At 34.4% G+C, this 20,421-nt stretch carries 22 protein-coding genes; 21 read left to right on the top strand and 1 reads right to left on the bottom strand.

Annotated elements, in window-relative coordinates; translation table 11 throughout:
* Nucleotides 1-44 precede the first annotated feature (44 nt).
* Nucleotides 45-1,547: a VanW family protein gene (locus AC1VAQ_RS01920; RefSeq protein WP_302598438.1), complete on the top strand. Its 1,503-nt coding sequence runs from the start codon at nt 45-47 to the stop codon at nt 1,545-1,547.
* Between the two features lie 52 nt (nt 1,548-1,599).
* Here AC1VAQ_RS01920 and AC1VAQ_RS01915 read toward each other — a convergent pair whose 3' ends face one another.
* Nucleotides 1,600-4,281, bottom strand: coding sequence for a transglycosylase domain-containing protein (locus AC1VAQ_RS01915; RefSeq protein ID WP_479903431.1), 2,682 nt, complete (start codon nt 4,279-4,281; stop codon nt 1,600-1,602).
* 484 nt (nt 4,282-4,765) lie between these two features.
* Between AC1VAQ_RS01915 and AC1VAQ_RS01910 the strand changes: the two genes are divergently transcribed.
* The 20 genes from AC1VAQ_RS01910 to AC1VAQ_RS01815 all read left to right on the top strand — a co-directional run bounded on the left by AC1VAQ_RS01910 (nt 4,766) and on the right by AC1VAQ_RS01815 (nt 20,339).
* Nucleotides 4,766-6,868 carry a glutamine synthetase III family protein gene (locus tag AC1VAQ_RS01910; RefSeq protein WP_302598436.1) on the top strand — a complete coding sequence of 701 codons (2,103 nt, stop codon included), beginning with the start codon at nt 4,766-4,768 and terminating at the stop codon, nt 6,866-6,868.
* Nucleotides 6,869-7,491: 623 nt separating this feature from the next.
* Nucleotides 7,492-8,430 carry a PfkB family carbohydrate kinase gene (locus tag AC1VAQ_RS01905; protein ID WP_302598434.1) on the top strand — a complete coding sequence of 313 codons (939 nt, stop codon included), beginning with the start codon at nt 7,492-7,494 and terminating at the stop codon, nt 8,428-8,430.
* Between the two features lie 3 nt (nt 8,431-8,433).
* Nucleotides 8,434-9,693 carry a GTPase HflX gene (hflX, locus tag AC1VAQ_RS01900; RefSeq protein WP_303243779.1) on the top strand — a complete coding sequence of 420 codons (1,260 nt, stop codon included), beginning with the start codon at nt 8,434-8,436 and terminating at the stop codon, nt 9,691-9,693.
* Nucleotides 9,694-9,952: 259 nt separating this feature from the next.
* Entirely contained in the window at nt 9,953-10,213 is a 261-nt protein-coding gene (locus AC1VAQ_RS01895) for a DUF6514 family protein (protein WP_302598431.1), read from the top strand.
* A gap of 130 nt (nt 10,214-10,343) precedes the next feature.
* Complete coding sequence (locus AC1VAQ_RS01890; RefSeq protein ID WP_302598430.1) at nt 10,344-10,595, top strand: kinase to dihydroxyacetone kinase; 252 nt, start codon at nt 10,344-10,346, stop codon at nt 10,593-10,595.
* Between the two features lie 269 nt (nt 10,596-10,864).
* On the top strand, nt 10,865-11,497 hold the full coding sequence (locus AC1VAQ_RS01885) for a YigZ family protein (RefSeq protein ID WP_303243778.1): 633 nt from the start codon (nt 10,865-10,867) through the stop codon (nt 11,495-11,497).
* 110 nt (nt 11,498-11,607) lie between these two features.
* Nucleotides 11,608-12,339 (top strand): YebC/PmpR family DNA-binding transcriptional regulator, encoded by a 732-nt coding sequence (locus AC1VAQ_RS01880; RefSeq protein ID WP_302598428.1) that lies wholly within the window; start codon nt 11,608-11,610, stop codon nt 12,337-12,339.
* Between the two features lie 121 nt (nt 12,340-12,460).
* Nucleotides 12,461-13,378: a tyrosine-type recombinase/integrase gene (locus AC1VAQ_RS01875; RefSeq protein WP_479903430.1), complete on the top strand. Its 918-nt coding sequence runs from the start codon at nt 12,461-12,463 to the stop codon at nt 13,376-13,378.
* Nucleotides 13,379-13,599: 221 nt separating this feature from the next.
* Nucleotides 13,600-13,794: a helix-turn-helix domain-containing protein gene (locus tag AC1VAQ_RS01870; RefSeq protein WP_054744137.1), complete on the top strand. Its 195-nt coding sequence runs from the start codon at nt 13,600-13,602 to the stop codon at nt 13,792-13,794.
* An 11-nt stretch (nt 13,795-13,805) separates the two neighbouring features.
* Nucleotides 13,806-14,009 (top strand): hypothetical protein, encoded by a 204-nt coding sequence (locus AC1VAQ_RS01865; protein ID WP_479903344.1) that lies wholly within the window; start codon nt 13,806-13,808, stop codon nt 14,007-14,009.
* Entirely contained in the window at nt 14,002-14,529 is a 528-nt protein-coding gene (locus AC1VAQ_RS01860; RefSeq protein ID WP_479903429.1) for a host-nuclease inhibitor Gam family protein, read from the top strand. Before AC1VAQ_RS01865 ends, AC1VAQ_RS01860 begins: the two co-directional genes overlap by 8 nt.
* A gap of 22 nt (nt 14,530-14,551) precedes the next feature.
* Nucleotides 14,552-15,190: an AAA family ATPase gene (locus AC1VAQ_RS01855; protein WP_479903428.1), complete on the top strand. Its 639-nt coding sequence runs from the start codon at nt 14,552-14,554 to the stop codon at nt 15,188-15,190.
* A gap of 1 nt (nt 15,191) precedes the next feature.
* On the top strand, nt 15,192-15,716 hold the full coding sequence (locus AC1VAQ_RS01850) for an ERCC4 domain-containing protein (RefSeq protein WP_479903427.1): 525 nt from the start codon (nt 15,192-15,194) through the stop codon (nt 15,714-15,716).
* Nucleotides 15,717-15,718: 2 nt separating this feature from the next.
* Nucleotides 15,719-16,270: a hypothetical protein gene (locus AC1VAQ_RS01845; protein ID WP_479903426.1), complete on the top strand. Its 552-nt coding sequence runs from the start codon at nt 15,719-15,721 to the stop codon at nt 16,268-16,270.
* A gap of 41 nt (nt 16,271-16,311) precedes the next feature.
* Entirely contained in the window at nt 16,312-16,761 is a 450-nt protein-coding gene (locus tag AC1VAQ_RS01840; protein ID WP_479903425.1) for a hypothetical protein, read from the top strand.
* A gap of 101 nt (nt 16,762-16,862) precedes the next feature.
* A complete protein-coding gene (locus AC1VAQ_RS01835) occupies nt 16,863-17,156 on the top strand; it encodes a phage NrS-1 polymerase family protein (protein WP_302598417.1) in 294 nt (97 codons plus the stop codon).
* A gap of 14 nt (nt 17,157-17,170) precedes the next feature.
* Nucleotides 17,171-18,589, top strand: a complete 1,419-nt coding sequence (locus tag AC1VAQ_RS01830; protein WP_479903424.1) for a VapE domain-containing protein — start codon at nt 17,171-17,173, stop codon at nt 18,587-18,589.
* Between the two features lie 349 nt (nt 18,590-18,938).
* The gene (locus AC1VAQ_RS01825) at nt 18,939-19,229 is read left to right on the top strand and encodes a hypothetical protein (protein WP_302598414.1); all 291 of its coding nucleotides are present in this window, start codon (nt 18,939-18,941) and stop codon (nt 19,227-19,229) included.
* A 127-nt stretch (nt 19,230-19,356) separates the two neighbouring features.
* Nucleotides 19,357-19,803 carry a sigma-70 RNA polymerase sigma factor region 4 domain-containing protein gene (locus AC1VAQ_RS01820; RefSeq protein ID WP_302598413.1) on the top strand — a complete coding sequence of 149 codons (447 nt, stop codon included), beginning with the start codon at nt 19,357-19,359 and terminating at the stop codon, nt 19,801-19,803.
* A 260-nt stretch (nt 19,804-20,063) separates the two neighbouring features.
* Complete coding sequence (locus tag AC1VAQ_RS01815) at nt 20,064-20,339, top strand: hypothetical protein (RefSeq protein ID WP_302598411.1); 276 nt, start codon at nt 20,064-20,066, stop codon at nt 20,337-20,339.
* The last annotated feature ends 82 nt before the right edge of the window (nt 20,340-20,421 follow it).

Below are 20,421 nucleotides of genomic sequence, written 5' to 3'. Positions count from 1 at the left end.
ACCATAGATGAAGCAAAATATAAACACAATAAGGAGGCAAGATAATGGGCACCAAAAATAAGCTGAAATGGGCCTTATTAATAGGTATTGTAGTCATGGCTGGCATAACAGTTGGGGCGCTAAGTTATATCTATAAAGAAGTACAGGCTTTCGATCAAGTTTTTGCAGAAGGTATTATGGTAGAAGAAGTTCCTGTAGGGGGCTTAACTTATGATGAGGCACTTGCACGCGTAAAAGAGAAGGTGACCGAAGCACAGAAAAATAAGAAAGTCATTATAAAGAAGGATGCGATAACAGCGGAAATTCCTTGTTCAAGCTTAGGAATGGAGTCTGACCTTGAAGAAGTTTTACAAGTTGCATTTGCAGTTGGACATGATGGGAATCTATTTGAGAAATATTCGATTGCTAAAAATAAAACAAGTATGGACTTAGACTTATGTTTAAGTGAAACATATGATGAAAGCCTTATTAAGGCAAAGGTTGAAGAGATTCAAGATAAGTTTTACATAGCAGCAGTAGATGCCACTATTAGTCGTAAGAATGGTAAATTTGTAACAACATCGGAACAAGAAGGGCAAAAATTAAATATAGCTGATACAGTAGCAAGTATTAAAGAGGCCTTATCCCAGGCACATAATGAGACTGTAGAGATTGAAGCATCAGTTGATAAAATTGCACCTAAGTATACAGTTTCTTCCTTTGATAATGTTAAAAATGTTGTAGCAAGTTTTTCAACATCTTACAATAATGCAGACTTAGGACGTAATGCAAACTTAGCAGTTGCAGCTACTAAGGTGAGTCGTACTTTAATGCCAGGTGAAGTATTTTCACTTGCTGAGCAGTTAGAACCTTTTACATATGAAGCAGGATATAGAGATGCAAATGTTATTGTAAATGGACAGTTGGAAAAGGGAATTGGTGGTGGTGTATGTCAAGTGGCTTCAACACTATATAATGCAGTTCTTTTAACAAACTTAGAAGTAACAATGCGTCAAAATCACTCACTTTCTGTATCGTATGTACCATTAGGACGTGATGCAACATATGCGACGGGTTCGATTGATTTTAAGTTCAAGAATAATTTGCAAACACCAGTTATTATCGAAGGCTATTGTCAAAATAATAATGTATATGTAAATATTTATGGTGCTAAAGAAGCTAAACCAAAATATGAAATAAAATTCTTATCAGAACTTACAGAAGAAGTTCCAGCACCAGAAACAAAGTATGTAGATGATCCAACATTAGAAGCAGGAAAAGAAGTGGTGGAAACAACTGCTTTAGTTGGAAAGAAAGTAAAGCTATATAAACTTTTATATGATGAAAATGGTAAATTAGTAGATAAAGTTTTAGAAAACAATAGTTACTATAAACCAAGAGCAGCAGTCGTTAAACGTGGTACAAAAGATGTAACAACTGCTGCAAATAATACAACAGAGAAGTCGCTTGCTAAAGAAACACCAGCAGCATCAACACCAGTAGCAACATCAGAGGCAGATAAGCCAATGAATGAGTGGGATGATAGTTTTGAAGTGCCACAGCAATAAAAAATAGTAAATAAAAAGACCTGTCACGAAATTGTGTGACAGGTCTTTTTATTTAGCCTTGAGGTACGTAGAATGGATTATCATCATCTGGATTAGCAGGTGGTGCTTGATCTACGACTGGTGGCGCAGTAGGTTGTTCAGAAGGTATTTCTTCAGGTGGCACAGTAGGTTGTTCTGTGGTTGGTGGCGTAGTACCTGTATCTGGTTGAGTACCTGGAATTTCATTCCAACCATCTTCTGGTGATTCAGAAGGCGTTTCAGTAGGTGTCTCAGAAGGTTCTACTGTTTCAGCAGTATGCACATCACAGTATTCATCTGGGACTACAGTACCATTATCTGTGCCTCTTGTAATAATCTTTTTAGTGATTGTATCAGCAGGACAGTATTCAGTAGCAACCTTGCCTGAAACAGAACAAATATCTACTTCTACGTGAACATCACAATATTCTTTTGGTGCATTCGAGCTAGAGAAATATTCTGTATGAACCACATGATTTGGATCTTGTTCACAAAGTGATGTCGCCAGTTTACCTGATAATGAACAAATCTTATATTCTTGAACATCAGATGTTACTGTATTTACCTTAGGGAATGATTTATATTCATAACCTTCATGAATTTCACTCATAATTTTTGCCCAAATGTTAAGGTGATAACTACCACTACCATTTGAAAGTGATTTAGGTTGTGCGTATCCAGTCCAAATAGTAGCTGAATAGTAAGGTGTGTAACCTGCAAAAACTAAATCTTTATCATCAGATGTGGTACCTGTTTTACCTGCTACAGGTTGACTTGTAAAGTAATTTTGAACAGCTTTACCAGTACCAATAGTAATAACATCTTGCATCATATCTGTAAGCTGATGTGCTGTAGCTGGTTTAATAACTGAATGTGAGTTTGCTGCCACATTTTCACCTGTGTTACTTAAAATGACATTACCGTTTGCATCTTTAACTTCTGTATAGAATACAGGTTTTACATAAGTCCCATCATTTGCAATGGCTGAATAAGCTGCATTAAGTTCAAGAGCTGTAACGCCTTTTGTAATACCGCCAAGTGGTAGTGCGTAAACACGGTCGCTATCTGTAAGCGTGGTGAAACCAAAGTTTAATAAATAATCATAAGCTACATCCACACCAACGATTTCCGCTACTGTTTTAACAGCTAAAACGTTCATTGAATGGTAAATGGCTTTACGGACACTTGTTGGTCCAATATATTGACCATCCCAGTTGTTTGGTGAATAAGTTTTACCATTTGAAAGTTTAATTGTATAAGGCTCATCCATAAGGGTAGAACCTGGCGAAAGTTTACCAAGGTCTAAAGCTGGTGCATAAGCTGCAAGCACTTTAAAAGTAGAACCTGGTTGTCTTGTAGCTTGTGTTGCATAGTTGAAACCGCGGTTTGTTTTATCACCACGACCACCTGCAAGTGCTTTTACTTGTCCTGTACGGTAATCTGTAAGAACGAAAGCAGCTTGAGGTTGTGGCTGTTCAATCATATTTTCTCTTTGGATAGTATCTGCTGAAGTTACACCCCAAGCATCTAGTTGTTGTTGTTTCCAAGCCTCAACTTCTGATTTGCTGTCTACTGTACCAGTTGCATTTTCTGTAAGAATAGTGCCATCAGCTTTTTCAATAGTTACACTATAATCAAGTGCTAGTTCATAAAGAGAACTTGGATAAAGAGATTCATCATTAATATAGCGATCTGCAATTTCTTGCATACGACTATCCATAGTTGTATAAATTTGGAGTCCACCACCATAAACTTCATTATTAGCTTGTGTTGTAGTATAGCCAAGTTTAGATTGTAAGTCATCAATAACTTGTTCAAGTACAGCATCTACGAAGTAACTATGTGTAGATTTCTCTGTAAATTCCTTATGAACTTCTTGGATATTTTCGTAAGGATCTTCTTTAAGCGCTTCTGCATGTTCCTCAGCTGTAATATAACCTTGTTGTTCCATTTTATCTAAGCATACTTTAACTTTTTCCCAGTTATTTTCTGGGTTTAAGATTGGATTATACTTAGTAGGATATTGGGTAATAACTGCAATAACACAAGACTCTGTCAAACTGAGTTCACTGACATCTTTACCAAAGTAACGATTAGCAGCAGATTGAACACCACTTACCCCTTGTCCTAAACCAATAGTGTTAAGATAATATTCTAAAATAGTATCTTTAGGGTAGAGCTTCTCAAATTGTACAGCTAAATATTGTTCTTGAATTTTTCTAGTAATTTTCTTTTCAGATGTTAAAATATTATTTTTAACAAGCTGTTGAGTGATAGTACTAGCACCTTCACTAAAACTACCACTTTGTAGGTTTTTCACGATGGCCCTAAAAATACCTCTAATATCAATACCGTTATGTTCATAGAAACGCTCATCTTCTAAAGAAATAACTGCTTTTTGAAGGTAATAAGGGATTTGATCGAGAGTCGCATAAATACGATTGTCTGATGTAGAAAAGGTATCTATTTGAGTACCTTCTGAGTCATAGACAAAAGATGTATAGTTAGTTGTTGGTTTAAGAACGAGTGTCGATGCATCTGGGGTATTTTTAATAATCCCGATAACGACACCAAGTCCGCCACCTACTACGGCAAAGATGCTAATAATCATTACCATAATAATTATTCGAAAGGTCATTACTTTACCTTTTTTACGTGCTTTCTTCGGCTTGTTCTTTTGCTCTTCTTGAGCACGAGAATCTTTTGAGTAATTCATAAGCTTCCTCCTCCTCTAATGAGATATTATATCACAACCTACGAGGTCGAGTACAGATTTGAGCGTATCCTCATCTATTATATAACATATCCTTATTTAAATATATAACAATCGTGTTACATTCAGTTTGCATATAAGTAAAGTTGATGAATATGTTCTATATTATTGACAGTTTTTTTACTATTTATATCCGTTTAATAAGTGAAATTTCTATGTTACAATTTTATTTATAAAAATAACTATATGAGATGGCGTAAACGTGGTATGAAAGGTGAAAAATGCAGGCTAGAAGAGAGCTTAATGCAGAAACATTCATATTTCGAAAGTATGTACATTAAAATGTGGCATTTATTACGGACTAAACTGCAAAAATTATTATAATATAGTATTTTTAGCTAAAAATTAATACAGTATATTGTCAGAGACAGACAACTCATGATATAGTTATGGAGATTAAATTTAATTATAAAGAGGTATCGATGTGATGAATGATGTGAAGTTATCAGAAATATTTGGTCAAAATGTGTTTGATGACCAGCTTATGCGTGAAAGATTGCCTAAAGCAACTTACAAGAGATTACGTAAGACTATTGACGAAAAATTACCTTTAGAACCAGCGGTAGCGGACGTAGTAGCAAATGCTATGAAAGACTGGGCGATTGAAAGGGGGGCAACCCATTTCACACATTGGTTCCAGCCAATGAATGGACGTACAGCGGAAAAACATGATTCCTTTTTATCACCAACATCAGATGGGCGTATGATTATGGAATTCTCAGGAAAAGAGCTTATTAAAGGTGAAGCAGACGGGTCTTCATTCCCTTCAGGTGGTTTAAGACAGACATTTGAAGCTAGAGGGTACACTGTATGGGATTGTACTTCACCAGCCTTTTTAAAAGAAGATGCAAGTGGGGTAGCACTTTGCATTCCAACAGCATTTTATTCTCATACAGGAGAAGCGTTAGATAAAAAATCACCACTTTTACACTCAATGGAATGTATCGAAGAAGCAGGTCTTCGTGTACTTCATGCAATTGGGGATGACGCATCTCATATTACTTCTACAATCGGAGCGGAACAAGAGTACTTCTTAGTTGACAAAAGACATTACCAACAAAGAAAAGACCTTATTTTTACAGGACGTACGCTCTTTGGCGCAATGCCTCCTAAAGGTCAAGAAATGGAAGATCACTACTATGGAAGTATTAAAGAAAAAATTGCGAAATACATGCGTGATATTGACGTAGAACTTTGGAAACTTGGTGTACCATCTAAAACAAAACATAATGAAGTAGCACCAGCACAACATGAACTTGCGCCTATTTTTGCAACTTCTAACGTAGCTTGTGACCAAAATCAACTTATAATGGAAACACTTCAAAAAGTGGCAAATCGTCATGAACTTGCTTGTTTACTTCATGAAAAACCTTTTGCATATGTAAATGGTTCTGGTAAACACGTTAACTGGTCACTTGGCACAAATACAGGGAAAAACTTATTCTCACCTGGTAAAGCACCACACAAAAATAAAGAGTTTTTACTATTTACAGCAGCGGTACTTAAAGCTGTAGATGAACATGCAGACCTTTTAAGACTTTGTGCGGCAACAGCAGGAAATGATCATCGTTTAGGTGGACATGAAGCACCACCAGCTATTATTTCTGTATTCTTAGGTGAAGAAATTACAAATATATTTGAATGTATCGAAAAAAATGAGAAAATTGTAGCTTCAGAAGTTGAAATGATGGATATGGGTGTAGCCACACTTCCACAACTTCAAAAAGAATCTTCAGATCGTAACCGTACATCTCCATTTGCTTTCACAGGTAATAAATTTGAATTTAGAATGTTCCCATCATCAGAATCAATTGCTGAAGCTGGCTTAATCATTAATGTAATCGTTGCAGATGTTTTAAATGAATTTGCAGACAGACTTGAAAAAGCTGAAAATGTTAAAGAAGAAGTTGCTTTAATTATCAAAGAAACTTATAGCAAGCATAAACGTATTGTATTCAATGGTAATGGTTACTCAGAAGAATGGGTAAAAGAAGCAGAAGCAAGGGGACTTTCAAACTACGAAACAACAGTAGATGTTCTGCCATGTTACGTATCAGAAAAATCAATTAGCTTATTTGAAAGAAATAAAGTATTCCAAAAAGAAGAGATTTTTGCACGTTATGAAATCTTACTTGAAGAATACTATAAAACAGTACGTATTGAAGCACGTACAATGATTGAAATGTCACAAAAACAAATTTTCCCAGCTGTTATGGAATATACAACAAAAGTGGCAAATCACATTCATTCATTAAATCAAGTAGGTAGCTTCAAAGTTGGGGCACAAACAGTTATCTTAGAAAACCTCACAACTAAATTAAATGCTTTAAAAGAAAAAACAGATACACTTGTTATCAAGCTTGATGAAAGTGAAAAAATTGAAGAAGCTTTAGCAAAAGCAACATTCTTCAAAGAAGAAATTATTCCAGCAATGGAAGGTGTAAGAGAAGTGGCTGATAGTTTAGAATTAATGGTTGATGAAAAATCATGGCCAATTCCAACTTATAGTGAACTTTTATTTAGAGCATAATAAGAACTGGCGTTAAAAGCCGTTGGAGAGGGTGGCCTCTGTCAGCTGCGCACTACGCGGTTTGTGAATCTCTAAGCTCGATATTTAAAGTAACGTGATGAACTCGCTGTGCTCAAACAGCATCACTAAAACCACTTTAAATCTCTCGCTAAGAGCTTCATCAAATCGCTCCGTAGGCAGACTGGCAGAGTCCACCCTCTCCAACTTTTTAGCGTCTACCTATTTTGCTTAAAGTGCCGTGGGTTAGTGGTAGAGGCGAGTTGAGTAGGTTCTACAGAGTATAAAGTATATAGGGATAAAATAAAATGTTTTGTAGATAGATTAGTATAAATCACCCTCCCACACTCGTTTTATGCTTACCTTATTTTGTTTAAAAGTACCGTGGGCAAAGTGGTGGAAGCGGAGTGGGCAGATTATATAGTGTGCATAGATATAAAATAGAATTCTTTTTAACATTACCGGAAGGGCATTGGCGAGAAAGGCAATGTCTTCTTATTTTTGCATGAAAATGCCTTTTAAATAGGAAGAAATTGAAAATAAGTGGATAAATTATCAGAAAGTATGCTATAACTATATATAAAGATAAACCTCAATGTAGGGAATTTTAAAAGGTTGGTGAAGAAATGATTATAACGGTGGCCCCTTTTCCTGCCATAGAGTACATATATGGTGTGGAAGGGTTGGTGGCAGATAAGGAGCAGGCGGCGAGGCATGTATCGCTAAATATTTTATCGAAGGGCATTTATGGTGCACAGATGATGAAAGTGCTTCAGGAGGAACCTATTTTACTAAGCAGTATGGGAGGATTTGCTGGCAAGTATATTAAACATTATTTAGATAAATCTAGAGTCAAATCAGATATCGTATGGACTGATTATGAGACAGCACAGCATATAAAAATTGTGGATGAGAATCTAATGAAGAGTTATGCCATTAAGGCAGATGATACAAGTCCAAGCAATAAGGAAAGTAGTCTTATTACTCAGAAGCTACGAGGACATATTAAGAAGGTTTCCACTTTGGTTTTAGCAGGTAAGGTGCCAGATGGTATTAATCCTGAAATCTATAAAGATTGGGTAAAAGAAGGTAAGGCACATAATGTAAAGGCAATCGTTTCAACAGGGCAAAAAGAAATCTTAGATGCGGTAATGACTGAAATGCCATATGTGCTGATGTTCACAGAAAGTCAGTTAGTTAAACTCAATCTGATGAGTGAACAAATAGAAGAGATTGTTCAAAATGTAGCGCCTTTTTTAAAACAGGGTGTACATTACGTATGTGTCTATTTAAAACAAAGGGGGGCCTTAATCCTTTCAAAGAATAAATATTGTATGGTAGAATCTTTATTTCAACTGGTGCATAAGGACAATACAGCAGCAAGTGGCGCTTTTTTAGGTGCATTAGCTGTAGGGATCAACCGTAAATATGAACAAGAAAAGTTTGCTAAAATCTGTTTAGCAGCTTCACTAGCAGCCAATGATAATGTCAATCATCGGATTTGTACGAAAAAGGATATTGATTGTAGGCTTAAAAAAATGAAAGTTAGAGAATTAGAGAGGTAAGTTATGACAATAGCAATGGAAGAAAAGCAAGAAAGACTCATATTAGTCTCAGCCCAAAGGAAGCAATATAGCGAAAGTTTAGCTTGGGAAAGCTTAGATGAATTAGAAGAATTAGTAGAAACAGCTGGTGGTGAAACCATAAGTAAAATTCTTCAACGTGTAGATAGTATCAATCCGGGCTTTTATATTGGTTCAGGAAAAGTAGAAGAAATACGTGAAATGATTATGCAGCATGATGTGACAGGTGTAGTATTTGATGATGAACTGTCACCTATCCAAATGCGTAACTTAGCAGAAGCTTTAAATGTGAAAATTATGGACCGTACAATGGTAATCTTAGATATTTTCGCAGCACGTGCACGTTCTAAGGAAGGTAAATTACAAGTTGAAATGGCACAACTTAAATACCAAAACTCTCGTTTAACAGGTTTTGGTGCAATGCTTTCTCGTCAAGGTGGGGGGATTGGAAGTCGTGGACCTGGTGAAAAAAAATTAGAGCTTGATAAACGTCATATCAAAGAGCGTATGGAGATTTTAAAAAATGAACTAGCTGAGGTTGAAAAGCATCGTCAGCTTTTACGTAGCAGAAGAGAAAAAAATAAAGTACCTGTTGTAGCAATTGTAGGTTATACAAATGCGGGAAAATCTACTTTATTAAATAAATTAAGCGGTAGCGACGTATATGTACAAAATCAACTTTTTGCCACACTAGATCCGACTACACGTGGTATTGAATTACCAAGTGGTTCGGAGATTTTGCTAACAGATACAGTTGGATTTATTCGTAAATTACCACATCATTTGGTAAAAGCCTTTTATTCGACTTTAGAAGAAGCAAAATATGCCGATATAATATTACATGTGATGGATGTTAGTTCGCCACATATTGAAACACATCAACAAGTTGTATATGAAACATTTGAGAAGTTAGGTGTAAAGGATATTCCAATTATTGCGGTTTATAATAAAATTGATCAGCAACCAGAATCTTATCCAAAAGATGAAAAAGCAGACTATGGTGTCGCAATTTCAGCGAAAGAAGGCATTGGTTGTGAGGCATTATTAGCCCTTATTGAAGAAATTGTATATGATAATATGAAGTCTTTCAAAATTAGCGTACCTTATACAAATCAAGAAATTGTAAGATTTTGTCATGAATATGCAGAAAGGCTAGAAGAAGAGTATACAAATGATGGGGTCGATGTAAGTGGTTATATGCCAAAAGACAAATTTTACAAAATAGAACCATTTATTGTAAATTAGCAAGGGCGAAAAAGAGATAAATCTTAGTGAGCAACAAAGAAAAATATCGCAATAAAAGGCAAATTAATTGTAAATCAGCAATAAAAGTTAAAAATTATGGTTTACTTAGCTCAAATAATATAAGACTTGTGTAGAATAAACGCAAATCATAAAAAAACAACACGACCGATTGTGATTCAAAAATCTTAGAAAATATTATATAATGTGACTAGAGAGAGAAAACGTAAGATAATTTAATAACTCTGGGAGGAAATGCGTCATGACAATTGAAAAGGTATTAGTAGGAAAAAATGATTTACCACTAGGAACAGTAAACTATTACATGATTAAGAAACTAGGTTATTATGGGGAAGATTTTTACGGCGTTGAGGTAGCAGAAAGTTCAAGCGACCAAATGACTAGTCACATAGAATATTTTTCTGAAAACGCAGCTGAAGCTAATGAATTAGTAACAGCCCTTTATAAAAACAGTGTATCAGGTGTTCATTTACAAGAAGTAATTGATGAATTAATACACTAAGCTATTAAAGTAGAGTACGTAAAATGCGGCTCTACTTTAATAACAAGGTATAATTAGATAGAGAGAGAAAAAGTAGTAATTTAAAATACAATGATTTTATGGGAATACATAGAACGAAGGAGAATATGTTATGCTTGAATACAAATTTGATACGCAATTATTAATTGAGGGCCAGAACCTTTCAGAGGATGTAGTCAATGAATATATTACAAATAATATTGAAGGTGACTGTTTACTTGCCGTAGGAGATGAGAATTTAATTAAAATTCATTTTCATACCAATACACCATGGAAAGTGCTTGAATATGGTGCATCTATAGGGGAAATTTATGATGTTGTAGTAGAAAATATGGAACGTCAAGCAAATGATCTTCAAGGATAGAAAAGTTGCTACATGATTATTTATCATATATAGCCTAAGATTCTCTAAGTATAAGAGATTCTTGGGCTTGTTTTTTTGATTAGATATAGTAGAAGTTAGGTCGTATAAGCATAGGGAACAAGTGCTAAGCGTAGAATATAGAAGATATGAGCAAAGAATATTTGTGAGGATGAAGGAAATATCAGATATCTTGTATGATACAAGTAAGAGACAAAAGGTGAAAATTATGATAGTATAAGAATACAATATTTTAACGATAAGGTGAGATTATGTTAGAAAGTTATAGAACGATACAAGGGCCGGGAGAAGCCTTAGTAGTTGAAAAAAAATCAAAATTCATTGCTACAGTTTGTGAGGTAAAGTCACAAGAAGAAGCAGAAGCATGCTTGCAACAGTTACGTAAAAAGTATTATGATGCTAGACATAACTGTTTTGCATATCAAATTGGTGAAAAAAATGAGATTCAGCGTTGCAGTGATGATGGTGAACCACAAGGTACGGCAGGTAAACCTATTTTAGAAGTTTTAAAAGGGGAAGATGTGAGAAATACTTTAATTTGTGTCACAAGATACTTTGGAGGGACTTTGTTAGGGACAGGTGGTCTTGTACGTGCGTATGGCAAAGCAGCTAAAGAAGGGCTTCTAAATGCAGGAATTATTGAAAAAAGACGTATTCAGCTTATAGACGTACAAATGAATTATACCCTTGTAGGAAAGGTGCAATATTTATTAGGCGAAAAGGGTTATAGAATACGTGATAGCTTGTACACAGATGTTGTAACAATGCAAGTGGAGGTACTTGTAGGTGAGCAAGATGCTTTTTGCGACTGGCTCACTGAAAATACCAATGCAGAAGTAAGTCTTCAAAGGGGTGAATTTGAACTTATTGATGTATTAGTGTAAATTTGTTGCAAGATTTAAGCACAATATGGTAAAATATCAATTAGTGAGCTTACTCAAAATGGGTGAAAGACATTCAGTAAGCAGAAAAATATATAAGGAGGGCAACAGTTATGTCTGGACATTCAAAGTTTGCCAATATTAAACATAAAAAAGCTAAAAACGATGCACAAAAAGGTAAAATCTTTACTAAACTTGGTCGTGAAATCGCAGTAGCAGTTAAAGAAGGTGGTTCAGATCCATCTATCAATAGAAAACTTGCTGACGTTATCGCAAAAGCTAAATCAAATAACATGCCTAACGATACAATCGCAAGAAGTATCAAAAGAGCAGCAGGTGAAGGGGATAACGTTCACTATGAATATATCACATATGAAGGTTACGGTCCAAACGGTGTAGCTGTAATCGTAGAAACACTTACAGATAACAAAAACCGTACAGCAGCTAACGTACGTTCATACTTTACAAAAGGTAACGGAAACATGGGTACAACAGGTTGTGTATCTTTCATGTTCGACAAAAAAGGTCAAATCGTTATTGAAAAAGAAGCAACTGACATGGATGAAGATGAACTGATGATGATGGCGATTGAAGCTGGTGCAGATGACTTCGAAGCAGAAGAAGAAGGTTACACAATCACAACTTCTCCAGAAGCTTTCGCAGACGTACATGCAGCACTCGAAGCAGCTGGCATCGAAATGGCAGAAGCTGAAGTAACAATGGTACCACAAACATGGACAGCACTTACAGATGAAGCTGCTGTAAAATCAATGAACAGAATGCTTGATCTTCTTGAAGATGATGATGACGTTCAGAACGTTTACCATAACTGGGATGAAGAGTAATCCTTTGAGCTTCAATGGATTGATAAAAATATAGTTATAAAAATAGCGTCAGTGATGACGTACAAGGAGCCTCCAATGATGATGTACAGATGTTCAAAATATATCATCACTGGGGGTTTTTATGTCTAAAGGAACACCATTAGAAAATTTATTAAATGAATATTTATTAGATATTAGGTTAAAGAATTATTCTGTAAGAACACTTAAATCAGTAAAAAACAATAACTTACTGTTCTTTGCTTATCTTGAATCAGAATACGGTATTACAACTATAGAGAAAGTATCACATGTTCATTTAAAGGCTTACATTAAGCACAAACAAGCATTAGGATTAAAAGCAACATATATTAATTCTATCCTTAGAAATGTAAGGATGTTCTTTAATTACTTAGAGCAAGAAGAATATATTGCAAATAACTATATTAAAAAGGTAAGTTGGCAGAAAGAAGAACGTGTCATTATTAAATCTTTTACAGATAAAGAAGTAGCTAAAATGATGAAAGTTTATAATTTCAACAGCTATATAAATGCTAGAAATGCATGCATTATGGCGATGCTATTTGATACGGGGATTAGGAATAGTGAATTATGTCATATTAAGATTAATGATATTAAAACAAATGCTATTTTAATTTATGGCAAAGGGAAAAAAGAGAGATTTGTTCCAATTACGCCATCACTAGCTAAAATAATGCTTAAATATGAGCAGAAAAGAAATTTATTTGTTAAAGAGAGATATGAACATCAATATTATTTTCTTTCTCAAAAAGGAAGGATGTTAACACCTGAAGCTATAGAACGTATTGTAAAAATGTGTGGTAAAGAAGCACATGTCAGAAAAGATATAAGATGCTCACCCCATACTTGTAGACATTACTATGCGCAGGCACAATTAAGAAATGGATTAGATGTGTATTCTGTAAGTAGATTACTAGGACACGATGATATTGGTATTACCAAGAGATACTTACAGTCACTTCAAGATGAAGATGTACTAAATAGGGCAGTACAGACAAGCCCCTTAATGAATATTAAATAATGCTCACTTGACTCAGCTCAGCTGGGTCTATTTTTTTTACCATTTTTCTTCCTTCATAAAGGGTTTAAAAATGGCTTACAAAAGGTTTACAATCGGCTCATATTAGGTTCGTAAACGGCTCAAAAAAGGCTTTAAAACGGCTCATTGCCAGTACAAATTTAGGATTTACTATGTTCTTGTAGCGAAAGCATAGCACTAAAAAACGAAAGTAGGTAAAAGAAATGTTAAGAAACTTAAGAGCAGAAATGAGTAGATACAATGTACGAGCAAAAGACTTTGCAAGACTTCTAAAAGTAAGAGAAGCAACTATCTCAGGTAAGATGAATGGGAAAAGTCACTTTACTTTAAATGAAGCAATGCAAATTAAAGAGGTTTATTTTCCACACCTCAGCATTGAATACTTATTTGAGATGTAGGAGGAAAGGCTATGGAATTTACAAGCAAACTATTAAATGAACACGCAGAGCTTACAGTAGAGAATGCAATATTGAAGTGGAAGATTGAAAGATATAAAAGCCTTTTTAAAGAAGTTATGGATTATCTTTGTGAGGAAGATGTTTTAGCAGCACAATATGTGATTAAGTGTAAATTACTTGATGATATTGGTTTAAAGGAGAAAGACAATGAGTAGAAAAGCAGTATTAGATATAGATCAAAGAGCATTAGAAGTAAAAGTAGAAATGGACAACTTGGTTGAAGATATTATGGAACTAGATGCAAAGATTGTAGAGCTAGAAGCCATGTTTAAAATGCAAGTTGAAAGACTAAAAGATAAGTTTGAGGAAAAGCAATTTTACTTTAAAGCTCAGAAAGAGGAGAAGGAAAGATATTTAAGAGAGTTATTTGAACAAGTGCCACAGAGTGAAACAAAGACTCAAAGAAAAGTGCAGCTTATTAATGGTGATGTGGTAGTAAAGAAACCTAAATTAGATTTTGAAAAAGATGCCACTAAGCTCTTAGAGTGGGCACAGAAGAATAATAGGGAAGTGCTTATTAATAAGAAAGAAGTCCTTTCTTTTAAATGGACTGACTTTAAGAAAAATCTTGTTATTGAAGATGAGCATATCATAGACACCCAAACAGGTGAAATGCTTGAGATAGATGGATTAGGTGTAGTGACTAAATCAGAAGAATTAGAGATTAAGTACTAAGAATAATTAGGAGGATATAGTGATGGCTAAAGCAATATGTATTATAGGTGAATCAGGAGCAGGGAAAACAACATCCTTAAGAAATTTAAATCCACAAGAGACTTACTTTATAGATGCAGATAAAAAGAAAAGTGCATGGCGTGGATTTAGGCAGCAATATAATAGCGAGAATAAAAACTATATTGCCACAGATGACCCTAATAAAGTCCTGGCACTTATGAAAGGGATTAGTGAAAAAACAGATATGAAGTATATTGTGATAGATACCTTAAATGGCATTATGGTAGGCGAAGAAATGAGAAGGTCTAAAGAGAAAGGCTTTGATAAGTGGATGGATTTAGTAACTTATGTCTATAACATTTTAGATATTGTCAGTAGCTTAAGGGATGATTTAACAATCATTTATACAGCTCACAGTGAAACAGAGCATACAGAAGATGGCTATACTTGGACACGTATGAAAACCACAGGAAAGAAGCTGAATAAACTGGTGCCAGAGTCTAAGTTTAATGTAGTGTTATTGGCTAAGTGTAAAAATGGCAGATATATCTTTGAAACACATAGCAATAATTCTACAGCTAAAACACCTTTTAGAGCTTTTGAAGAAGATGAAATAGATAATGATATTGTACCAGTTTTGAAGGTGCTAGAGGAGTACTAGGATGTTTAAGTACACAGATAAAGAGATAAATGAGATTTTAAAGCGTGCTGTTGTGGTAGTAGATACAAGAGAACAGAAATGTGACCACATTATATCGTATTTTGATAAGCACAAGATTGCCTATTGCTATGAAAAGGTAGACACAGGCGATTATACCTTAAAAGTAGATTTACCACACCTGCACAAACCCTATTACTTGCAGAACGTATGCGCCATAGAACGCAAGGCCAACTTGAATGAGTTAAGTGGCAATTTCACGCAAGGGCGAGAGCGTATCGAGGCAGAATTTCAAAGAGCAAAAGGGATGATTTACTTACTCATAGAAAATGCAGATTATGAGGATATTCTTTTAGGTAACTATAACACAGGTTATGACAAAAAACGTTTTATGTCTACCCTTAAGGCATTTGAAGCAAGGTATAACTTGCATGTTACTTTTATGAAAGACATTACTTATAGTGGTGACTTTATATATAAAACTTTAATTTACAACTTAAGAGAAATATTAAAACAAGGAGAAATATAAAAATGAAAAAATGGAATGGATACGAAACAACAGAAATTATGGGAGCTAAAAGAAAGTTACCAGTAGGTGCTTATGTATGTAAGGTGATAGACGCACAAGAAATGAGCTATGGATGGGGGAGTGTACTACTTATTAGTTTTGATATAGCAGATGGAGAATATAAAAACTTTTATAGAGCCCAATATGAAAAACAAGATAAAAATAAGAAGTGGAAAGGTGTGTATCGCTTAACTTGTCCTTTAGATAATGGTGAGCCAAAGGATGAAAGATTAAAGAAAGCCTTTAAGACATTTATGTACCACATTGAGAGCAGTAATCAAGGCTATAAGTGGGATTGGAATGAAAACAGCTTAAGGGGCAAATTGTTTGGAGGTGTATTTGGTGAAAAGGAATATGAGATTGATGGTAATACTGGTTTCTTTACTACTATGCGTTATACATGCGAAGTGAATAATATTGAAAATATAGCTTTACCAAAACCACTTTTATTAAATAAAACAGAACAAGCAGCAACTTCTACAACTTGGGAAAATGAAGAAGCATTACCATTTTAATTAAGAGGGCAGCAATGCCCTTTTATATAGGAGGATTTAGCATGACATACAGAAAGGTACCAGAGGAGTTAAAACAATTAAATAGGTGGGTAACATATAGACTTTATTGGGATGAAAAACGAGGGAAGTACGATAAGAAACCATTTAATGCAAGAACAGGTGGCATGGCTCAAAGTAATAATGCTGAGACTTGGTGTGATTATGAAACAGCTATTAGAGTAGTACATCTTTATGATGGCTTAGGCTTTATGTTAGGTGATGGCATATTTGGTGTAGATATAGATAGTGTAGAGCTTGATGATCCAGTAGTAAAAGAAGTTATAACCACACTAAACAGCTATGCAGAAGTTTCACCTAGTGGGAGAGGCATTCATGTGATTTGCAAAGGCAGTAAACCACAAGGAGCCTGTAGAAAAGGTAACTTTGAGTGTTATGAAAAAGGGCGATTCTTTACAGTAACAGGCAAGGTAATTGGTAACTATAGACCTTAAGAGATTGCACAGAAAGCATTAAACCACTACACGCAAAGTACTTGGCAAGGCAAGAAAAGATCTTTTTAACCACGCCCTACCATATAGGAGGAGGCGAGTCCTTGGATGATAGAGAAGTCATTGAAAAGGCAAGTAGAAATGAGAGATTTAGAGACCTCTATTATTATGGTGGTAGCTCAGGAGATGCATCTAAAGATGATATGACATTTGTAAATATGCTTATCTTTTGGACAGGTGGTAACGCAGGACAGATAGATAGGATTTATAGAAGTAGTGCCATGATGAGAGAGAAATGGAATAGAAGGCAAAGTGGTTCAACTTATGGAAGCATGACAATTAATAAATGCTTAAGCACTTATAGAGGTAGTTATTACAACAAGAATTATTACAAATAAGAGGAGAGGACAAAATGCAACAAATAAACTTTAGTGATATACGAACTTATGATTTTTTAAGTTGGGATAATGAAATAGAGCAGGTAAAAAAGTTAAATGAGTTAATGATAGAGGCTGAAAAAAGTAAGCAGAAAACATTATTTAATGAAATGATAAAGGCTATAAAAGCTGAGATGAAGAAAGCATTACAAAAAACAAAGATAAGCTCAAAACAAGATATTAATTATGAATGTAATGATAGGGGAACACCTTATAAGATATGGGAAAACTTAGCTTTGTTATATAAAAAGAAAGATATTCAATTACAATACAATGAATTAAAGAAAGAAATTAAGAGTAATGTGAAATGGTATGTCTATAAAGATTTTATGACCATTATGAATAGTGATTGTGTAAGAACAGGGTTACACCTTTTAAGAGATAATCTTTGGGATTTTACTTCTTTTATTGCTAATCAAAATGCATATAATCCAGTTAAAGAATATTTAGAGAAAGCACATGAAAAATATAAAAATACACCAGGGGCAAATGAGCTTGAACGACTCCTTAAAACTATTACCTATGCAGACCACTATACTTATGAGGAAATTTTATTTAATGAAAAAATCATAAAAATATGGCTGATGACAGGCGTAAAAATGGGATTAAACAATGGGCATTTTAATGCAGAATTTACTTTAGTATTTAAAGGGAAACAAGGACTAGGGAAAACAAGATGGTTTAGAGCATTAATGCCAAAGGAAATTTTATTTGATTTCTTTAAGGATGGTGTACAGCTAGACCTTTCAAAAAAGGATGACATTATTCAAGCCACATCTTACTGGCTGTGTGAATTAGGTGAGCTTGGAGGAACCATGAGAAAGTCAGATCGTGATGCACTTAAAGCATGGTTAACTTCTCCACAAGATGAATATAGAACGCCTTATGATAGAAAAGCTGAGAAATACCCACGTAGAACATTCTTTGCTTGTACAGTTAATGATGATGAGTTTTTAAGAGACGACACAGGGAATAGACGTTTCATTGTAATAGATGTAGAAGCTCTTAATCACACCCATGATATTGATGTTGATTTACTTTGGGGTCAAATCATGGAAATGTATCTTCAAGGCGGCGTAACACACCTTAATCAAGAAGAAATTAACCTTAATAATGAAAGAAACAAAGAGTATATTGTGAAAACAGATGAGCAATTAATTATTGAAGATATTCTTCCTCTTAATCAGCCTAAAGAAGAATGGGCATACATTACAAGCACAGCATTATGTAATTATTTAGAGGAGCAACATGGGAAAAAGTTAGGCCCTAAAAAGGTTGGCAAAGCCCTAATAGCAATGGGATTTGTGCAGCATCATATAAGGCTAAATAATGAGAAGAACAAAGGCAGATATTATAAATTGCCATATATCAAAGAGTACAGCATACCATTTTAATGGTACGTTTGGTACAAGACTGGTACATTAAAATTCACTTCTGATGTACCGCACTTTTCCTTTGTGGCTCAATGGGTTGCGGGATTGTGGTACATTAGGTACATTAAAAATCAATAAAAATTAAATAAATAATAATATATAGGATATAGGGGTATAAGTAGTACTTAAAATTATTTTTACCAAAGTTTTTGTGCTTTTTGATGTACCAATGTACCAGCCTTGATAGTCAAAGGATTGAGAATATGATGTAATGTACCAAACTAATGTACCAACGGCAAAAGTGAAGCAATGGATTGGAGAATAGAGATAAATGGGTAGGTGTGGTAAAAAAAAGAAAGGAACTAAACTAATGAATGAATTAAGATTTGAAGGACTTATTGAGAGAATTACCCTAAAGAATGAGAAAGTAGTTAAATTTACTCTTTTAAATAAGAAGAATAAACGAATCACAGGGACAGTGTTTAATGGTGCCAACACTCGCCACATATACGAGCAGGTGGAGGAGAGAGTTGGACAGATTGTTACTATAACAGCAGAAATGTATGAAACCAATTACAAGGATAAAAGGACAGAGCAATGGATTAATAGCTATTGTGTATGTATCAATAAGATGGAATGTAGCCAGCCCGCAGCAATGTAAGGTGTGGAGAAAAGAAAGGATAAGGGATTTAGGATGAACATTAAATAGAAAACTATTTGAAGAAAGAATAGTTAAGGTAATAGATCAGGCATACAAAGAGGCATAATTCGCACTTGGAGGTTACAAAATGAAAGACAATAATTACAGTACAGTAGAAGGTATCCTTTACAATTTACCAAAGTTAAAGGTTGAGATAGATAATTTGAAGTTGGACTTAGAAGAAGCTCAGGAGATAGTAGGTATAACAGGAGCTAGTGGAAATGAGAAGGCAGGAAGTGCCACATATGCGTTTAGTAGCGTTGTAGAGAATGAAGTGATAGAAAGGGAGAGGAATAATGAAAGACGTATACAAGGCATTTTAAGAGACTTACAGAAGAAGGAGAGAGAGTTTAAGAGAATTGAGAATGTATTGAGTATGTTAACAGAACAGGAAATGCTACTTATTGAAATGAAGTATTTTAAAAGGTATTCAATAAATAGAATTTGTGAGCTGTTAGATATAACGACAGCTACATTTATTAAAAGGCGTAAGAAGATAATCGTGCAAACATTAATGCCTCTTTTTTTACGATAAAATGACCATTTTTTTATCATTAAAGTTGATTATAAAGTAGTAGGTGAAACTGGTATTATTATATAGTAATCGTGTAAGAACAACGAAGACGTAATAAATGTAAGTCATTATTAACACTCCTAAGATGAAGGCTCTTAACTGTAAAAGGTTAGGGGTCTTTTTTACAATATGACTTGTATAAATAATAATAATAATATAAAATATTATAATAGTTGACTTGGAGAAATAATGAAGTATTTATATTTAAGGAGTGATAACAAATGAATTATAAGAAGATTTTAGGTATTGCTACGCTTGCAGTAAGTAGTATGGCTATTGGGATAATACCTACTGTAGTTGCTCAGGAAAAAGAGTATACAGTAGATGATTATATGGAATTAGTGGATACTATTAATGCAGAAAATAGTGATTGTTTTTACATGGATGTAGCTGACTATTCTTATTTCATGGAAAGATATACCTATGAAGAATTTAAAGATACATTAGATGAAATGGCTGCAGAGCAGAGAAGGTTAACATATGGAATAAGGGAATAAAATAGTAATACATAAATAGAGGCATCATGGATAGGTTACAATTAACTAGACAGTTTTTTTAAGGTCATGTAAAATAACATCA

The sequence above is a fragment of the Cellulosilyticum sp. genome, assembly GCF_982396655.1.
Note: the sequence above shows the minus strand (reverse complement) of the source record. Positions and strands in the feature narration are given on the sequence as shown.

Bases quoted from the DNA above. Each gene is read 5' to 3' on its own strand.
- AC1VAQ_RS01920 (WP_302598438.1), top strand. From the start codon at position 45: ATGGGCACCAAAAATAAGCTGAAATGGGCCTTATTAATAGGTATTGTA.
- AC1VAQ_RS01815 (WP_302598411.1), top strand. From the start codon at position 20,064: ATGAATTATAAGAAGATTTTAGGTATTGCTACGCTTGCAGTAAGTAGT.
- hflX (WP_303243779.1), top strand. From the start codon at position 8,434: ATGACAATAGCAATGGAAGAAAAGCAAGAAAGACTCATATTAGTCTCA.
- AC1VAQ_RS01915 (WP_479903431.1), bottom strand. From the start codon at position 4,281: ATGAATTACTCAAAAGATTCTCGTGCTCAAGAAGAGCAAAAGAACAAG.
- AC1VAQ_RS01885 (WP_303243778.1), top strand. From the start codon at position 10,865: ATGTTAGAAAGTTATAGAACGATACAAGGGCCGGGAGAAGCCTTAGTA.
- AC1VAQ_RS01840 (WP_479903425.1), top strand. From the start codon at position 16,312: ATGACATACAGAAAGGTACCAGAGGAGTTAAAACAATTAAATAGGTGG.
- AC1VAQ_RS01855 (WP_479903428.1), top strand. From the start codon at position 14,552: ATGGCTAAAGCAATATGTATTATAGGTGAATCAGGAGCAGGGAAAACA.
- AC1VAQ_RS01820 (WP_302598413.1), top strand. From the start codon at position 19,357: ATGAAAGACAATAATTACAGTACAGTAGAAGGTATCCTTTACAATTTA.
- AC1VAQ_RS01890 (WP_302598430.1), top strand. From the start codon at position 10,344: ATGCTTGAATACAAATTTGATACGCAATTATTAATTGAGGGCCAGAAC.
- AC1VAQ_RS01865 (WP_479903344.1), top strand. From the start codon at position 13,806: ATGGAATTTACAAGCAAACTATTAAATGAACACGCAGAGCTTACAGTA.
- AC1VAQ_RS01825 (WP_302598414.1), top strand. From the start codon at position 18,939: ATGAATGAATTAAGATTTGAAGGACTTATTGAGAGAATTACCCTAAAG.
- AC1VAQ_RS01845 (WP_479903426.1), top strand. From the start codon at position 15,719: ATGAAAAAATGGAATGGATACGAAACAACAGAAATTATGGGAGCTAAA.
- AC1VAQ_RS01850 (WP_479903427.1), top strand. From the start codon at position 15,192: ATGTTTAAGTACACAGATAAAGAGATAAATGAGATTTTAAAGCGTGCT.
- AC1VAQ_RS01905 (WP_302598434.1), top strand. From the start codon at position 7,492: ATGATTATAACGGTGGCCCCTTTTCCTGCCATAGAGTACATATATGGT.
- AC1VAQ_RS01870 (WP_054744137.1), top strand. From the start codon at position 13,600: ATGTTAAGAAACTTAAGAGCAGAAATGAGTAGATACAATGTACGAGCA.
- AC1VAQ_RS01880 (WP_302598428.1), top strand. From the start codon at position 11,608: ATGTCTGGACATTCAAAGTTTGCCAATATTAAACATAAAAAAGCTAAA.
- AC1VAQ_RS01910 (WP_302598436.1), top strand. From the start codon at position 4,766: ATGAATGATGTGAAGTTATCAGAAATATTTGGTCAAAATGTGTTTGAT.
- AC1VAQ_RS01830 (WP_479903424.1), top strand. From the start codon at position 17,171: ATGCAACAAATAAACTTTAGTGATATACGAACTTATGATTTTTTAAGT.
- AC1VAQ_RS01860 (WP_479903429.1), top strand. From the start codon at position 14,002: ATGAGTAGAAAAGCAGTATTAGATATAGATCAAAGAGCATTAGAAGTA.
- AC1VAQ_RS01875 (WP_479903430.1), top strand. From the start codon at position 12,461: ATGTCTAAAGGAACACCATTAGAAAATTTATTAAATGAATATTTATTA.
- AC1VAQ_RS01895 (WP_302598431.1), top strand. From the start codon at position 9,953: ATGACAATTGAAAAGGTATTAGTAGGAAAAAATGATTTACCACTAGGA.